We start from the raw sequence: 15,168 nt of genomic DNA, 5'->3' as shown, positions 1-15,168 counted from the left end.
CTTCGGGTTCCCCGCGGAGGATGGTGACTTTTTTCCAGAGCTCCAGCAACTGCTTTTCCAGCTGATCCATGGCGCCGATGTTTTCCCGGTCGATCTCTTTTTTGGCTTCCCGGATCATCTCCTCGCACTGGTTTCTGAGTTCGTCTGGAAGCTTGCTGCTTTTGCAGATCTGGTTGAGCGAGTAGATATGGTTGATGACCTTGTTCTTCTTGATGATCATTTCCTTTTTCTTGGAATCGAGGGCGGATGATTTTTTGGCTTCGGCGCGGAATTTTTCCACGTCATCCTTGCTGAGAAGGCCCGACTGGGTGATCAGTATCTCTTTCTTGTTTTTGCTGGAAAGGTCCATGGCCCCGACCTTGAGCATGCCGTTGACATTGATGTTGAAGGTCACCTCGATGCGCGGAACGCCGCGCGGCGCCGGCTTGATGGCCAGCAGAGTGAATTTCCCCAGCGACTTGTTCTCCTCGGCGACCTCTCTTTCGCCCTGATAGATCTGGATGTCCACTTCGGTCTGATTGTCTTCCACGGTCGAAAAGATCAGGCTGCGGCTGACCGGGAGGGTGGTGTTGGCATTGATGATCCGGGTGAAGGCTCCGCCATAGGTCTTGACTCCCAGGGCCAGCGGCGTGATGTCGAGGAGCAGGATGTCCTTGCTTTCGCCCTTGATGATCGACCCCTGGGTGGCGGCCCCCATGGCGACGATTTCATCCGGGTTGACCTTGCGGTTGGGTTCCTTTTTGAAAAACTCCTTGACCTTCTGCTGGACGAAAGGGATGCGGGTGCAGCCGCCGACCAGCAGGAATTCGTCGATGTCGCTGACGCGTAGGTTGGCATTGTGCAGGGCGCGTGCGCAGATCTCCACGGTCTGCTCGATCTCATTCTTGATCAGGTTTTCGAATTCGCTCTTGCGCAGGTATTTGATCAGGTGCAGCGGGCCGTCTTCCGACTCGGTGATGAAAGGCAGATTGATCTCGCATTCGTCGATGGCCGACAACTCGATCTTGGCGTTTTCGGCGGCCTCGCGGATGCGCTGCATGGCCGCCTTGTCGTTGGCCAGGTTGATATGGTTCTCGTTGGCGAACTCCTTGACCAGCTTCTGGGTCAGCGCGATGTCGAAGTTGTTGCCCCCGAGGTGGGTGTTGCCGGCCGTGGCCAGCACCTTGATGATGCCGTTCTGCACCTCCAGGACCGAGATGTCGATGGTGCCGCCGCCGAAATCGTAGACGATGATCTTGGCCTTCTTCTTCAGGTCCACCGAATAGGCCAGCGAGGCCGCGGTGGGTTCGTTGATGATGCGCTTGACGTTGAGCCCGGCGATCGTCCCGGCGTCCTTGGTGGCCTGGCGCTGCGAGTCGTTGAAATAGGCGGGCACGGTGATGATCACGCCGTCGATGGGATCGCTCAGGTGCCGGTCGGCCGCCTCCTTGAGTTTCAGCAGGATCATGGCCGAAATCTCTTCCGGGGAAAATATCTGGTTGTTGACTTCGATGCGCAGCAGGTCGTCGCCGTACGTGATAATGTGGAAGGGGAACTCCTTCAAGTACGGTTCGACCTCGGAGTATTTTTTCCCCATCAGGGTCTTGACCGATGAGATCGTGTTCAGCGGATTGGTGATCATCTGGCTTTTGGCGGGCTGGCCGACCAGCCGTTCGCCGGTGGCGGTGAAGGCCACGATCGAGGGCAGCAGGCGGTGCCCTTCCAGGGTCAGGATGATCTCCGGGATATTGCCCTCCAGGTAGGCGATGGCGGATTTCGTCGTGCCCAGATCAATGCCTAATATTTTACCCATCTCATTTTTTTTAACATACAAAATCGCCAAAGTCAAATGAACGACCGGTCGGGCGCTTCCATTCGGGTCTTGACTATTTTTTCTTTTTGCGGTATGATTTTTTCAATGCCGGGATAGCTCAGTTGGTAGAGCAGTGGACTGAAAATCCGCGTGTCCTTGGTTCGATTCCGAGTCCCGGCATTTCACTTGACTCCAGCGACCCGATTTGCTAATATTTTCAAATGCAGCCCATGCTCCGTTCCATTGTTGCCCGCTTCAAAAACAAAAAAATCGCAGTCTGGGGCGACCTGATCCTGGACGAGTACGTCTTGACGTCGGCCGGAAGGGTCTCGCGCGAAGCCCCGGTGCTGGTGACCGAATTCGAGGCCAACGACTATCGCCTGGGCGGGGCCGGCAACGTGGTGATGAACCTGCTGACCCTCGGCGCCCAGCCTTTGCCGGTGGGCTTCATCGGCAGCGACGCCGCCGGCGACCGGCTGCGCGGGCTGCTGGTCAAGAACGGGATCAGCACCGATCATTTGGTGGCGGTCGACCTTTTCCGCACGCCGCTGAAAAGCCGCATCCTGGCCGGCGGTGACAACACCAAGAAACAGCAGATTTTGCGAATCGACACCCTGCCCCCCGACACCATCGGCGACGAATCGTACCGCGAGCTGGCCCGAGCGCTCTGGGCCGTCGTGCGCGAATGCGACCTGCTGATCCTTTCCGACTACCTGGCCAAGACGGTGGTACCGGCGATTTTTAAAAAGCTCAAAAAGGATTTTCCGCATACGATCAGCGCCGTCGATTCGCGCAACAATCTGCTCGATTTTCCCGGGGTGAACCTGGCCACGCCCAATGAGCCGGAGATCAAAAACATCTTCCCGCAGCGGCGATTCCTGGCCGACGACGATTTCATCCGGGCCGGTTGCGAACTGCTGGACAGGCTGGCCGCCGACGGCATCGTGCTGAAAAGGGGACAGAAGGGGATGCAGATTTTTTCCCGCGGGCAAAAGACGAATGTCCTGGGCATCCACGGGACGGCGCAAATTGTCGACGTCACCGGCGCCGGCGACACCGTGCTGGCGGTCTTGGGGCTGAGCCTGGCCGCGGGTGCCTCCCTGCTGGATGCCGCGCGACTGGCCAATATCGCCGGCGGCATCGTGGTCATGCATGAAGGAGCGTATCCAGTCGGGCTTCAGGAACTGCTGGATGCCCTGGCGTAAGTATTATCCGCTGGCGGAACTGGCGACAAATATCGCCGCTGAAAAAAAACTCGCCAAAACCGTCGTTCTGGCCAACGGCGGCTTCGACTTGATCCACGTCGGCCACATCCGCTATCTCCAGCAGGCCAAGGCCATGGGCGATATCCTGGTGGTGGCCTTGAATTCCGACCGCTCGCTCAAGGACCTGAAGGGCGAAGCACGCGCCCTGATCGACGAGCAGGGAAGGGTGCTGATCATTTCCGCGCTGGCCTGCGTGGATTACGTGACCCTCTTTGACGAGAACAGGGTCGACCGCGTCCTGCTGGCCCTTACCCCTGATTTTCACTGCAAGGGATCCGATTACTCGCTGGAGACGATTCCCGAAAGGGAGATCGTCCGCAGTTACGGCGGCGCCATGGCCATCGTCGGCGGCGAGAAAGTCCGCTCGACGTCGCTGCTCATAAAAAAAATCAAGGAAATCCACGGCTAAATTAAAAAGCATCGCCATCATCCGCATGTCTTCGTTGGGGGACATCGTTCATACCATCCCGGCTTTCCAGCTGTTGCGGCGGCATTTCCCGGAAGCCAAGATAACTTGGATTGCCGAGGCTCCCGGCGCCGCCCTCCTGGAAAATTTTTTCGGCATCGATGAGATCGCGGTTTTCAATTTCAAGTCGCGGCATGGGCTACTGGCCAAGATCTCATTCCTGGCCGGTTTCCTCCGCCGCCGGCGCCGGCGCTTTGATCTGGTGATCGATTTTCAAGGGTTGATCAAGTCGGCGCTGCTTGCCTTTTTGCTGGGCGGCAAGCGCCTGGGATTCTGCTCCGGGAACACCCGCGAACCCCTGGCCGCGCTTTTTTATACGAGTCGCGCCGCCCTTTTCCCAGAGGAACGGCACGTTATTTTTAAAAACATCCACCTGCTGTCCAGGCTGGGCATCCAGGAAACGGCCGTGGCCTACCCCTTGAAAGAGCTGTCGCCTTCGCCGCGGCTGCAGCAATTTATTTCGGAACTCGATTGGCCGGCGCAGAACTACCTGGTCCTCAATGTCGGCGGCGGCTGGCCGACCAAGGTCCTTTCGGCGGCGCAATGGCTGGAGATCATCGATGGATTGAAGCCGGGCCGCCGGCTGGTATTGCTCTGGGGCGATGAAAAGGAAAAGGAGCTGGCCGCGAGTTTGGCCAGGCAGAGCGGGATCGCCCTGGCATTTTTTATGAATTTCAGCGATCTGATCTGTTTCATCAGCCGGGCGCGGCTGGTCATTTCCGGTGATACGCTGGCCTTGCACGTGGCCGACATAACCCGAACCCCCGCGGTCGGAATATTCGGGCCGAGTTCGCCGCAGCGCAACGGCCCGCTGCTCACCCGCAGCCGGGCGATTTTCAAGGAACAGGAGTGCGGTTTTTGTTACCGGCGGAAATGTGATACAATGACTTGTCTGAAGAACATTGTGATCGCTGACATCGTTGCCGCAGCAAAGGAAATGGATGAGTCAACTGACCGAAAAACTGATTAAATACCGTTCCTTCATCGGCTTTTTGTGCCTAGTGGCCATGTTGTTGCTGGCCATTCCCAGTGCCAGGTCGATTTTCGGCGGATTCCTGCTGATGATGATGGGGATGTTTTTTCGCGCCTGGTCATCGGGGCACATCAACAAAGACAAGGAATTGGCCACCGAAGGCCCCTATTCGCTGACCCGCAATCCCCTCTATTTCGGCAGCCTGATCCTGGGTTCCGGCATCGCCGTGGCCTGCAACCGGCCGATCGACTATCTGATTTTTATCGTCTACTATTTCGCTTTTTTTACCTTTCTCATCGCCATCGAAAGAAAGCGCATGCGCAAGCGCTTCGGCCGGCAATACGAAGACTGGGCCAAGCAGGCCAATCTTTTTTTTCCAAAAATAAAGAAAGTGCACAAATCCAATTTCAACATCGCCTTTTACATGAAAAACAGGGAATACCGGGTCTTGTTTTTTTCGCTTTTCGTAATCGCCGTGCTGATCATCAAGTTTCTGAAAAAAATCGAGTTTTTCAGCACCATCGGCAAGTGAGCGCGCTTGAGAAAAAAGCCGGCCGCCAATTGATATTTGAAACCGATTTTGTTACCATAGTACAATGAAAAGACTCCGGGTGATATTTCTGGCCTGTTCCCTTTTAATCGCCATCATGGCGTTTTTCTGGCTGTATCATCCCGATTTTTCACCCGGCCATCCAGCTGAGAATGATGCCCCCGCATCCGTGGGTTTCCAAATCACCGCGATTTCGGAAAAAGGCAACCTGTTTTTAAACAATGATGAAACCCAGCTGGCGGACATCAAGGCTTCGGCTTTCGCCGGCGAAACCCGTCTCCGTTCCGACGACCAGACGGCCTGGGAATTTTTTTTCGAGGGAGTGCTCTTCTCGGTCCTGCCCCGGGGCGGGATCCGCTATTCCCCCCAGACCCGTGAATTGATCCTGGAAAACGGCGAATTCTGCTGGAGCAGAAAATTCGGCCGGCCGAACATCGAGATTGCCCTTCTCAAGGCGGGCAATGTTTTCCGGCTCTCGGCCGCGGGGCGGATACGGCTGAACGAGCGGGTGCTGGAAATCTGGAATTATTCCGGCCAGGTCGATCTGGATTACAACGGCAGGCCCTTCCATCTGCAGGAGCTGCAGTATCTCAAGATTATGGGCGGGATCCGCTTCTCTCCGGTGGCTCTCTTTCCGCCGCCGTCCTCCATCTCGCCCGAGAATGAAGCGATTGCGCTGGCCAACATCAACGATACCGTCATCCAGTTCAAATGGAAAAATGTCCGCGGCGCCGGCAATTACCTGCTGAAGCTCTACCCCTCTCCATTGCGCGACAGTGTCCTGGCCAGCAAGGTGGTCGCCGGCAATTCCATCCTGTTGGACATCTTGCCGTACATCGACTATGACGAACTGTATTGGGAGGTGGCCGCTTTTGACGAGGCAAGGAGCATCGAATCGGTGCCGGCGCGGATGGGCCTTATCAGGATCAGCAGTTCCATGCTGAAAAAAGGCATGACGGCGCAGCCGCCCAAACTCGAGGTGAGCTCGCTCTCGGTCAGCGGCAACATGGTGCTGATCAAGGGCAGCACCGATGCCAACGCCCAGCTGTCGATCGAAGGCGTCCCGATCAAGCTGGACAGCGACGGCAGATTCATTCACACCATCTCCTACAAGAGCATCGGCGTCAAGGGGATCGTGTTCAGGGCGGTCGCGCCTTCAGGCCTGGAAACGGTTTTTAAAAAGCAAGTGACCATCTTCGAGGAATAAAGAGGAAGCTGACCAGAATGAATCAAGGAGCATGAGCATGGGGATATTCACCAAGCTGTACAACTATTTCTCCGCTGACCTGGCCATCGACCTGGGCACGGCCAACACCCTGGTCTATATCAAAGGCAAAGGCATCGTCTTGCGCGAACCGTCGATGGTGATGATCGACGACAAGACCGGGAAAATCATGGCCGTCGGCGCCGAGGCCAAGGAGATGCTGGGAAAGACCCCGGCCAACATGCATATCATCCGGCCCATGAAAGACGGCGTGATCGCCGATTTCGACACCACCGAGAAGATGCTGCAGTATTTCATCAAGCGGACGCGGACCGGCAACCAGTTCCTGAAGCCGCGCATCGTCATCGGCATCCCGTCGGAAATCACCCAGGTGGAACGGCGGGCGGTGCGCGACGCCGCCCTGCGCGCCCGGGCCAACGAGGTTTTTTTGATCGAACAGGCCATGGCCGCCGCCATCGGCGCCGACCTGCCCATCACCGAGCCCGGCGGCAACATGGTCGTCGACATCGGCGGCGGCACCACCGACGTCGCCGTCATTTCCCTTTCCGGCATCGTCGTCGCCAAGTCGATCCGCATCGCCAGCAATGAAATGGACGAAGCGATCATCCAGTACATCAAGAAGAAATACAACATGCTGATCGGCGAACGGACCGCCGAACAGATCAAGATCAAGATCGGCTCGGCCTACCCGCTGGATGAACCCCTGGAAATGGAAATCAAGGGCCGGGATCTGGCGCAGGGCATTCCCAAAACCCTGAGCATCAATGACAGCGAGGTCCGTGAAGCCCTGGAAGGGGTGGTGCAGGCGCTGATTGAAGTCGTCAAGAACACCCTGGAACGGACCCCGCCCGAACTTTCGGCCGATATCGTCGATCGCGGCATCGTTCTCTGCGGCGGCGGAGCCTTGCTCAAGAACCTCGACAAACGGTTCCGGGAGGAGACGCTGCTGCCGATTTTTATTGCCGATGACCCGCTCTCGTCCGTGGTCCTGGGGGCCGGCAAAGTTCTGGAGAATTTGCCGCTGCTGGAAAAAATCGGCAATGCCCTATAATCCGGACAGAAACGAACTCAGCGCCGAAAAAAAATCGCTGGTTCTGGTCATCATCCTGTTTGTCAATCTGATCCTGATTTCTTCGCAGATCGTCCTGAAAAACAAACATTCGCTGCTGCAAACCATCATCGCCAACATGATCACACCGTTGCAGCTTACGATCCAGAAGTCGTCCGATTTCGTCTCCTCCGAGTTGTACCGCTATCTGTTTTTGCGAAACGCTTACAAGAAATACCAGCTCCTGAAAAAGCAGCAGATCGATTTGAAAATCGAAAACTACGCTTTGAAAAAACAGATCCGCGAGCTGAACCTGCCCAAGGGGCTGCAGGGGAAATTCGCTCATTTTATCACCGCCACCGTGATCGCGGTCGACGTCAATTTCCCCTACAGCTCGCTCATGATCGACAAAGGCTTGCACGCCGGCCTTGCCGAAAACGACGTGGTGTTGAACGGCGATGCCGAATTGGTCGGCAAGATCGTCGAGCCGCTCACGGCGTTCTCGGCCGCGGTACGCCTGATTACCAGTTCCATCGGCGGAGCCGGTGCCTACATCGAGGACAATATGCTGGAAGGTCTGATCAAGGGCAGCGATGGCCCGGACTGCCGCTTTCACTATTTGCTGGCCGGCAAACCCGTGCGGCTGGGTGCCCAGGTGGTCACCTCCGGCACCGATCTGATTTATCCCAATTACCTGCCGCTCGGGAAGGTGACCCAGATTGAGTCGGACTACCTGGCTCAGAAGATCGTGGTCCGGCCGTATTTTGTCGATAAGCCGCTGAAGAAGCTGGTTGTGTTGGCCCATGAATAACCGTTTTCGCTACGCGTTTTTTGTGCTGATGCTGGTCGGCCAAGTGGTCATCGCCAAATATTATCGGTCATTGCGGCTCAATGTCGATCTGCTCTATCTGGTTGTCTTTTACATCGCCACCAAATCGGGGTTCATGAAAAGCGTGATCAGCGCTTCGTTGATCGGCTTGTGCTCCGATTATCTTTCCGGCGGCATCATGGGGGTTTTTTCATTTTCCCGCACTCTGGCCGCTTATTTGCTGAACACGATCGCCCGCTTTCTGGATTTGAAAAAGAACATATTTGTTTTCCTGCTTATTTTGCTTTCCCTGTTTCTGTCGAACGTGGTGGCCTATGTTTTTTATGCCCTCATTTTCAAGTACACGACCACAACCAGCTTGTTGATCTATCAGCCGTTGGCCACCGCCTTCATCGGCACGGTCATCCTGGGACTTAAAAAAGTCAAGTCGCTCCTTGATGTATCCTAGCAAAAGGAAGCTGTCCCCCGCCACCATCAAGAAGTCGGGCTTGGTCTCGGCCGTTTTTTTGATCGTTGTTTTCCTGGGAATTATCGCCGCTTTCTGGAACATTCAAATCGTCAACAATGAATACTACCGCCGCCTGGCCATAAAAAACATCACCCGCTCGATCGATCTCCCGGCTCCGCGCGGGCTGATCGTGGACCATCGGCGGGTGGCGTTGTCTGAAAACAAGATCAATTTCACCCTCTATCTGGTCCGTGAGAACGTGACCGACATGGAAAAGACCCTGCGCCTGGCCACTTTTTTTTCCGGCAAAAATCCCATCGTCATCCGCGCCACCATCGCCAAATACAAGAAATACCCCCAATTCTACCGCATCCCCATCAAAACCAACCTGCCCCGGGGCACCGTGATTTTCATCGAAAGCCGGCAGGAGGAATTCCCCGAATTCGTGATCGGGGTCGAACCCACGCGAACCTACCCGTTCGAAAATTGCGCGGCGAACGTGCTGGGCTACATCTCCGAGATAACCGAAGCGGAACTGGGCGTCAAGGAGGGCAAGGAGTATGCCCTGGGCGACTTCGTCGGCCGCAGCGGCATCGAGAAGCAGTACGAGCCGTTTTTAAGGGGGACGAAGGGTAACCAGATCGTCATCAAGGACAACCTGGAAAAAATTCAAAAAGTCGAGTCCGAGATCAAACCGGTGATCGGGGCCACCGTGGTGTTGACCCTGGACCTCGACTTGCAGAAGTTCATCGAAGGGTTGTTCGTCGATACCAGCGGGGCCGTCGGGGTCGTGGACCTGCGCAATGGGGGCATCCTGGCCATGGTCAGCAAGCCCGACTTCAACCCCGAAATTTTTTCGCAGGAAATGGCCTTGGAGCAATGGCTGGCCTTGAGCAACGATCCGCAGAAGCCTTTGCAGAACAAGTTTTTGCAGGGGATCTATTCGCCGGGGTCGGTGTTCAAGATCATCATGGCGCTGACCGGGCTGCAGGAGAAGATCGTCAGCCCAACCACGGTGGTGCATTGTTCCGGCAGCCAGGATTTCTACGGCCGTGAATTCCATTGCTGGAACCTGTACGGGCACGGCACCATGAACATCGTTTCCGCCCTGCAGAACTCCTGCAACATTTTTTTCTACAATCTGGGCAAGCGCCTGGATATTGACACGATCGCCCGTTACGCGCGGATGATGGGGCTGGGGGAGCGGAGCGGCATCGACATGCCCAGCGAGAACACGGGGCTGGTGCCCGACAGCGCCTGGAAAATGCAGACCATGAAGCAGCGCTGGTTTCCCGGCGAGACGATTTCGGTGGCCATCGGCCATGGCAGCCTGAACGTGACTCCGGTGCAACTGCTCAAGATGATCGCCACCGTGGCCCTGCGCGGCCGGATACCCCGCCTGCACTTGCTGCAGAGGATCGAAAAGGAAGGGAAGACGATCGTCGAGTTCAAGCCCGAATTCACCCAGGTGCCCATCGCCGCTGAAAATTTTCAACTGGTCGTCGAGGGGTTGTTCCGCGTGGTCAACGAGGGCGGGACGGCCCGCGCGGCGGCGATCGCCGGCCTGGATATTTGCGGCAAGACCGGCACCTCGCAGATCATCGCCAAGGAGAACCCGAACTACGACATGCTGACCAAGGAAAAAAGATTCATGCCCAATTCCTGGTTCGTCTCGTTCGCGCCCAAGGACAATCCCCGCCTGGCCATGGTGGTATTGATCGAGAACGGTGGCGATGCCGGCGCGATCGCCGCCCCGCTGGCGGCGCGGATTTACCAAAAATATTTTGCCGATGAAGGACTACTTTAAATATTTCGACAAGGGGACTTTTGTCCTGCTGCTGCTGCTCTCGCTGATCGGGATCGTGCTGATTTTCAGCGCCGGCTTTCCCCTGAAGGAAAGCAACTATCTCAAGCAGATCGTCTGGCTGTTCGTTTCCCTGGCCGGTTTTTTTGTCGTCTTTGCGCTGAAGATCGATTTCGTCTTCCGCCATGCCCTCACCGCCTACCTCGGGCTTCTGGCCATCCTGGCCCTGCAGATCGTTGCCGGCCGCATATCGGCCGGGACAAAAAGCTGGTTCCGCTTGGGCGTGGTCGGCATGCAGTTTTCGGAGTTCGTCAAGATTCCCCTGGCTCTTTTCCTGGCCAAAACCCTGGTCCGCTTTCAGGATATCAACTGGAAGACGTTCATCCTGCTGATCCTGCTCGTGGCCGGTCCGGTTTTTCTGATCGTGTTGCAACCCGACCTGGGCGTTTCCTTCATCCTCTGTTCCTTGATCCCGATCACCATCCTGCTGAAGAAAATCAGGCCGATGATCTTGATCACGTCGCTCATCCTGGCTTTGCTGTGCGGGGCGGTCGGTTGGAATTCCGTGCTGAAGAACTACCAGCGCAACCGCATCGTCTCTTTCTTGAATCCATCGAAGTACAAGACGTCCATCGGCTATCAGATCATCCAGTCCAAGATCGCCATCGGTTCGGGCGGCTTGAGCGGGAAGGGCTACTTGAAGGGATCGCAATCCCAGTATCAGTTTTTGCCGGCCCGCCATACCGATTTCATCATCTCGGTCATTGGCGAGGAACTGGGGTTCATCAGCATCGCCGTCCTGCTTTTCATTTTCTTCCTCGTTTTTTACCGGCAATTCAGGTTTAATTTTCAAAGCGATGAGGAATTCTATTTCATATATCTCTTCAACGGCTTGATCCTTTTTCAGTTCCTGATCAACGTGGCCATGGCCATTGGCCTGTTCCCGGTCCTGGGGATCTCTCTGCCCTTTGTCTCGTACGGCGGTTCGTCATTGCTTTCTTTTTACCTCGGCGAAGCGATCATTTTCCGCATCAAAATAAACAATTATCTGACATGAACGCCCAGGAGCTGCTTGCCCATCTTCAGAACCCGCAGGCCTATATCGGGCGGGAAATCAATTCCTGCCGCGATGGCTTCGCCAGGAGCAACATAAATATCTGCCTGGTTTTCCCCGATACCTATGCCATCGGCATGAGCCATTCGGGCCTGAAGATCCTGTACCATCTGCTCAACAACATGGACGGCGTTCACGCCGAGAGGGCCTTTCTGCCCGAGCCGGAAAATCTGGCCGTTTTCAAAGAGAGCGGTGTTTCGCTGTTTTCGCTGGAAAACAGGATCGCGCTCAAGGATTTCGACCTGATCGGCTTTTCGCTGGCCAGCGAACTCAATTTCACCAATGTGCTGCACGTGCTCGCCCTGAGCGGTTTGCCCCTGCTCGCGGCGCAGCGGCAGGAGGGGGCGCCGTTGGTGGCGGCGGGCGGGATCGCGGTGGCCAATCCGGAGCCATTGCGCGCGATCATTGATCTTTTCGCTTTCGGGGACGGCGAAGCCCTTTTCCCGGATTTGATCGCCGTGCTGAAAAAAGCCAGGGAAAACAAGCTGCGGCGTCAGCAGGTGCTGCAGTCCCTGGCCGCGCTGCAAGGGATCTATGTGCCCAGCTTGGTGCCATTGAAACAAGTCGGCTGTTTTCTCGTTCCCGACCTCGGTGGCCGAAAAATCGTGAAACGGATCTGCCCGGATTTGAACCGCCTGCCGGCGGAGACCCATGAGATCGTCCCCATCTGCGAGGTGGTGTTCAACCGGCTGAACGTCGAGATCGCCCGCGGCTGCCCGCAGAACTGCCGTTTCTGCCAGGCCAAGTCTTATTATGCCCCATTCCGGGCTCGAAACCTCGAGCCGACCGTCGATTTCATCGGCAAGGCCCTGTCCCAAACCGGTTTTGAATCTTTTTCGCTCTCATCGCTCAGTTCGGGCGATTATCCCTATCTGCGGGAATTGCTGGGACGGATCCCTGCCCTCATCCGGCCCGACATATCCTTTTCCATTCCTTCGCTGCGGCCATCGACCCTGACCGAGGAGCTGCTGGCCACGCTGGCCAGGTTCCGCAAGACCGGACTGACGATCGTCCCGGAAGCGGGCAGCGAGCGTCTGCGCCGCGTGCTCAACAAGCATGTCACCGACGGGGAGATCTTCCAGGCCCTCGATTTCGCCTGGCAACACCGCTGGCAGAAAGTGAAGATGTATTTCATGCTCGGCTTGCCGGGCGAAGGCATGGACGACATCGAGGCCATCGCGGCGCTGCTCGAGAAAATCCTGGCTCAGGCCCGCTCGCGCCGGGCCACGGTCACCATCCACGTCTCTTTCTCCTCCTTCGTGCCCAAGCCGCATACGCCGCTGCAATGGGCCGGCCGCGAGGATGTCGGCACATTGGAAGAAAAAGTGGCCTACCTGAAAAACCGCCTGAAACGCTACAAAAACCTGAACCTTGATTTCCATTCTCCCCAGCTCGGCATCGTCGAGACCATCCTGGCACGCGGCGACGCCCGGGTGGGCGAGCTTTTGCTGGAAGTCTTCCGGGCAGGGGAAGCCTTCACCGCTTGGGATGCCCATTTCCATTTTCCGGTCTGGGAAAAATGGATCCGCGGCGAAGCGGGAACCGATTTCCTTGCCGCCTTGACGCCGACGACGGTTCTTCCCTGGGATTTTATCCAGTTGAATTTCAGCCGCGATTACCTGGCCGCGGAGTACGGCCGCGCCCTGTCGGCCCAGGAAACGGCGGAATGCTCGCAGCAAGATTGCGCTGCCTGCGCCGGATGCTCATTCGCCAAAAAAACATTCCCGGCAGTGGCGCCGGCTCCGCTGGTCCCGGTTTCGCCCCCGCCTCCGACCCCGGCCCGCTACCGCCGCTTGCGCATCCAGTATCAGAAGACCGGCGACCTGCGCTACCTGTCGCACTTGGCCCTGATGCAATACATCGAAAGGCTACTGCGCAAGTCCGGGCTTTTATTCAAGTACAGCGAAGGTTTTCATCCGCGCATCAAGATGGCGTCCCTGCCGCCGCTTCCGGTCGGGGCCCAGGGTTTTGCCGAGCTGGTCGAGGTTTTCGTGGCCGGTGAAATGGGCGAAGCGGAGATCGCGGCCTGCTTGAACAACGGGCAAACGGACCTGTGCTTCGACAAAGCCCGGTTTGTATTGGACGACAAGTCGCTGTACCGGGACCTGCAATTCATCGAATGGCGCTTCCTTTGGCCAGAGGCCGCCGAACACCGCGGGGACCTGGGCGACTACCTGCTTGCCGGCGAGCGGCTGACCGACGCGGGAAACAGCCTGGAATTGGCCATCGATTACTCGCGCCAGGGGCAGGAGCGCTTCGCGCGGATATACAAGCTCTTGGATCCCGAGCGGAAATGGACGGCCAATTTGAGCCGGACCGCCGTCCGCTTCAAAAATGAAAATTGAAATAACCTCGCGCAGCAACCCGCGCCTGCAGGCGCTGCTGAAGAACAGGGAAAAGCTTGTTTTTTTCGAGGGTGAAAAACTGGTCGGGGACATCCTGGCGCGCCCGCTTACCGTGAGCACGCTCGTGTACAGCTCCGAGATGGAAAAACGGCTGCCGGAAATTTCGGCAACGGTGGTTGAGCAATGGCGGGTCAGCCGCCCGGTGCTGGAAAAAATCTCGGAACTGAAAACCCCACCGGAGATCATCGCCGTGTTGGCGATGCCAGCCTGGGAGATCAATCTCCAAAAGCAGAAAATCGTCTTTGCTTTCGATTCGCTCCAGGATCCGGCCAACCTGGGCGCGGTGTTCCGCTGCGCGGCCGCTTTCAACGTCTCCGCCCTGGTTATGGCCGGGGCCTGCGTGCGCGCCAACCACCCCAAGGTGGTCCGTGCCGCCCAAACGGCTCTGCTCGACGTTCCCTTCCAGGTTTTTCCCAGCCTCGAGGAACTGCTGGCCGAGGCCCAGGCCCGGAAGGTTCATATCTATCTGACCGGATCGCACGCCAGCGGCAGGCCGCTCGCCGTCGCCAACATGGAGTTTCCCTGCCTGGTGCTCTTCGGCAACGAGGGACAGGGGCTGGCGCGGAGCTTGCTGGCGCGCTTTCCGCTCATCCGCCTGGAGCAGGCGGCGCGTATCGATTCGCTCAATGTCGCCGTCAGCGCCTGCATCCTGATGCACGAAGTGAAGAGGGTACACGGCTGGTGAAAAAGAAACTCCTGCTGCACATTTGCTGCGGCCCCTGCGCCATCTATGTCTGGCAGAAGCTGCAGATGGAATTCGAGGTCAGCGGTTTTTTTTACAATCCCAATATCCAGCCGTTCGGGGAATTCGAGTTCCGCCGCCTGGAACTGGTCAAGCTTGCCGAGCGGTTCGCCTGGGCGGTGACCTACTTTCCCTATGAGCCGCGCGGCTGGTTTGCCGCCATCCGCGGCTTGGAACGGGAAGCCGAGCGCGGGGCGCGCTGTCCGCTGTGTTTCCGCTTCCGGCTGGAAAAGGCTTTTCAACATGCCCGCGAGCACGGTTTTGACGCCGTGGCCTCGACGCTGTCGATCAGTCCTTCCAAGCGGACGGCGCAGATCAACGAGCAGGGATATGTCCTGGCCGAAGCGACCGGCGTCGCCTTTATCGGCGAAGACTTCAAAAAGAAGAATGGCTTTCTCATCAGCCGCCGGCAGGGGAAGGAACTCGGGGTCAAGCACCAGGATTACTGCGGCTGTGTCTATTCCAAAGTGGAAAGGCTGCTGCGCCAACGCCCGCGCTGACTACGGT

The 15,168-nt window shown here is 57.1% G+C and carries 14 protein-coding genes and 1 tRNA gene; 14 read left to right on the top strand and 1 reads right to left on the bottom strand.

Translation table 11 applies throughout. The features are described from left to right. Positions 1-1,792, bottom strand: a 1,792-nt coding sequence (gene dnaK, locus NTW95_15320) for a molecular chaperone DnaK (GenBank protein MCX6558774.1), incomplete at its 3' end; no start/stop codon positions are given. Between the two features lie 107 nt (positions 1,793-1,899). Here dnaK and NTW95_15315 point away from each other — a divergent pair. The 14 genes from NTW95_15315 to NTW95_15250 all read left to right on the top strand — a co-directional run bounded on the left by NTW95_15315 (position 1,900) and on the right by NTW95_15250 (position 15,161). Further along, positions 1,900-1,972, top strand: a tRNA-Phe gene (locus tag NTW95_15315). Positions 1,973-2,013: 41 nt separating this feature from the next. Next, positions 2,014-2,997 (top strand): PfkB family carbohydrate kinase, encoded by a 984-nt coding sequence (locus NTW95_15310; GenBank protein ID MCX6558773.1) that lies wholly within the window; start codon positions 2,014-2,016, stop codon positions 2,995-2,997. Beyond that, positions 2,984-3,466: an adenylyltransferase/cytidyltransferase family protein gene (locus NTW95_15305; protein MCX6558772.1), complete on the top strand. Its 483-nt coding sequence runs from the start codon at positions 2,984-2,986 to the stop codon at positions 3,464-3,466. Before NTW95_15310 ends, NTW95_15305 begins: the two co-directional genes overlap by 14 nt. Before the next feature lie 25 nt (positions 3,467-3,491). Further along, the gene (locus NTW95_15300) at positions 3,492-4,493 is read left to right on the top strand and encodes a glycosyltransferase family 9 protein (GenBank protein ID MCX6558771.1); all 1,002 of its coding nucleotides are present in this window, start codon (positions 3,492-3,494) and stop codon (positions 4,491-4,493) included. Further along, positions 4,465-5,028 (top strand): isoprenylcysteine carboxylmethyltransferase family protein, encoded by a 564-nt coding sequence (locus NTW95_15295; protein MCX6558770.1) that lies wholly within the window; start codon positions 4,465-4,467, stop codon positions 5,026-5,028. Before NTW95_15300 ends, NTW95_15295 begins: the two co-directional genes overlap by 29 nt. Positions 5,029-5,092: 64 nt before the next feature. Continuing rightward, positions 5,093-6,253 (top strand): hypothetical protein, encoded by a 1,161-nt coding sequence (locus tag NTW95_15290; protein MCX6558769.1) that lies wholly within the window; start codon positions 5,093-5,095, stop codon positions 6,251-6,253. A gap of 37 nt (positions 6,254-6,290) precedes the next feature. Further along, on the top strand, positions 6,291-7,322 hold the full coding sequence (locus NTW95_15285; GenBank protein MCX6558768.1) for a rod shape-determining protein: 1,032 nt from the start codon (positions 6,291-6,293) through the stop codon (positions 7,320-7,322). Beyond that, positions 7,312-8,130: a rod shape-determining protein MreC gene (locus NTW95_15280; protein MCX6558767.1), complete on the top strand. Its 819-nt coding sequence runs from the start codon at positions 7,312-7,314 to the stop codon at positions 8,128-8,130. Before NTW95_15285 ends, NTW95_15280 begins: the two co-directional genes overlap by 11 nt. Continuing rightward, entirely contained in the window at positions 8,123-8,596 is a 474-nt protein-coding gene (gene mreD / locus NTW95_15275) for a rod shape-determining protein MreD (GenBank protein ID MCX6558766.1), read from the top strand. The genes NTW95_15280 and mreD overlap by 8 nt, the downstream gene beginning before the upstream one ends. Beyond that, a complete protein-coding gene (gene mrdA, locus NTW95_15270; GenBank protein ID MCX6558765.1) occupies positions 8,586-10,403 on the top strand; it encodes a penicillin-binding protein 2 in 1,818 nt (605 codons plus the stop codon). Before mreD ends, mrdA begins: the two co-directional genes overlap by 11 nt. After that, positions 10,387-11,457: an FtsW/RodA/SpoVE family cell cycle protein gene (locus NTW95_15265; GenBank protein MCX6558764.1), complete on the top strand. Its 1,071-nt coding sequence runs from the start codon at positions 10,387-10,389 to the stop codon at positions 11,455-11,457. Before mrdA ends, NTW95_15265 begins: the two co-directional genes overlap by 17 nt. Beyond that, positions 11,454-13,859, top strand: coding sequence for a TIGR03960 family B12-binding radical SAM protein (locus tag NTW95_15260; GenBank protein ID MCX6558763.1), 2,406 nt, complete (start codon positions 11,454-11,456; stop codon positions 13,857-13,859). Before NTW95_15265 ends, NTW95_15260 begins: the two co-directional genes overlap by 4 nt. Next, positions 13,849-14,604, top strand: a complete 756-nt coding sequence (locus tag NTW95_15255; GenBank protein MCX6558762.1) for an RNA methyltransferase — start codon at positions 13,849-13,851, stop codon at positions 14,602-14,604. The genes NTW95_15260 and NTW95_15255 overlap by 11 nt, the downstream gene beginning before the upstream one ends. Next, positions 14,601-15,161 (top strand): epoxyqueuosine reductase QueH, encoded by a 561-nt coding sequence (locus tag NTW95_15250; protein ID MCX6558761.1) that lies wholly within the window; start codon positions 14,601-14,603, stop codon positions 15,159-15,161. Before NTW95_15255 ends, NTW95_15250 begins: the two co-directional genes overlap by 4 nt. The last annotated feature ends 7 nt before the right edge of the window (positions 15,162-15,168 follow it).

Source organism: Candidatus Aminicenantes bacterium, assembly GCA_026393795.1.
Taxonomy (GTDB): Bacteria; Acidobacteriota; Aminicenantia; order UBA2199; family UBA2199; genus UBA2199.
The sequence above is the reverse complement of the archived record's forward strand: the minus strand, read 5'-3'. Positions and strand labels throughout refer to the sequence as shown.

Excerpts from the sequence above, each read along its gene's own strand:
- NTW95_15310 (MCX6558773.1), top strand. The coding sequence starts at position 2,014 with ATGCAGCCCATGCTCCGTTCCATTGTTGCCCGCTTCAAAAACAAAAAA.
- NTW95_15285 (MCX6558768.1), top strand. The coding sequence starts at position 6,291 with ATGGGGATATTCACCAAGCTGTACAACTATTTCTCCGCTGACCTGGCC.
- NTW95_15265 (MCX6558764.1), top strand. The coding sequence starts at position 10,387 with ATGAAGGACTACTTTAAATATTTCGACAAGGGGACTTTTGTCCTGCTG.
- NTW95_15260 (MCX6558763.1), top strand. The coding sequence starts at position 11,454 with ATGAACGCCCAGGAGCTGCTTGCCCATCTTCAGAACCCGCAGGCCTAT.
- mrdA (MCX6558765.1), top strand. The coding sequence starts at position 8,586 with ATGTATCCTAGCAAAAGGAAGCTGTCCCCCGCCACCATCAAGAAGTCG.
- NTW95_15290 (MCX6558769.1), top strand. The coding sequence starts at position 5,093 with ATGAAAAGACTCCGGGTGATATTTCTGGCCTGTTCCCTTTTAATCGCC.
- mreD (MCX6558766.1), top strand. The coding sequence starts at position 8,123 with ATGAATAACCGTTTTCGCTACGCGTTTTTTGTGCTGATGCTGGTCGGC.
- NTW95_15305 (MCX6558772.1), top strand. The coding sequence starts at position 2,984 with ATGCCCTGGCGTAAGTATTATCCGCTGGCGGAACTGGCGACAAATATC.
- NTW95_15255 (MCX6558762.1), top strand. The coding sequence starts at position 13,849 with ATGAAAATTGAAATAACCTCGCGCAGCAACCCGCGCCTGCAGGCGCTG.
- NTW95_15300 (MCX6558771.1), top strand. The coding sequence starts at position 3,492 with ATGTCTTCGTTGGGGGACATCGTTCATACCATCCCGGCTTTCCAGCTG.
- NTW95_15280 (MCX6558767.1), top strand. The coding sequence starts at position 7,312 with ATGCCCTATAATCCGGACAGAAACGAACTCAGCGCCGAAAAAAAATCG.
- NTW95_15295 (MCX6558770.1), top strand. The coding sequence starts at position 4,465 with ATGAGTCAACTGACCGAAAAACTGATTAAATACCGTTCCTTCATCGGC.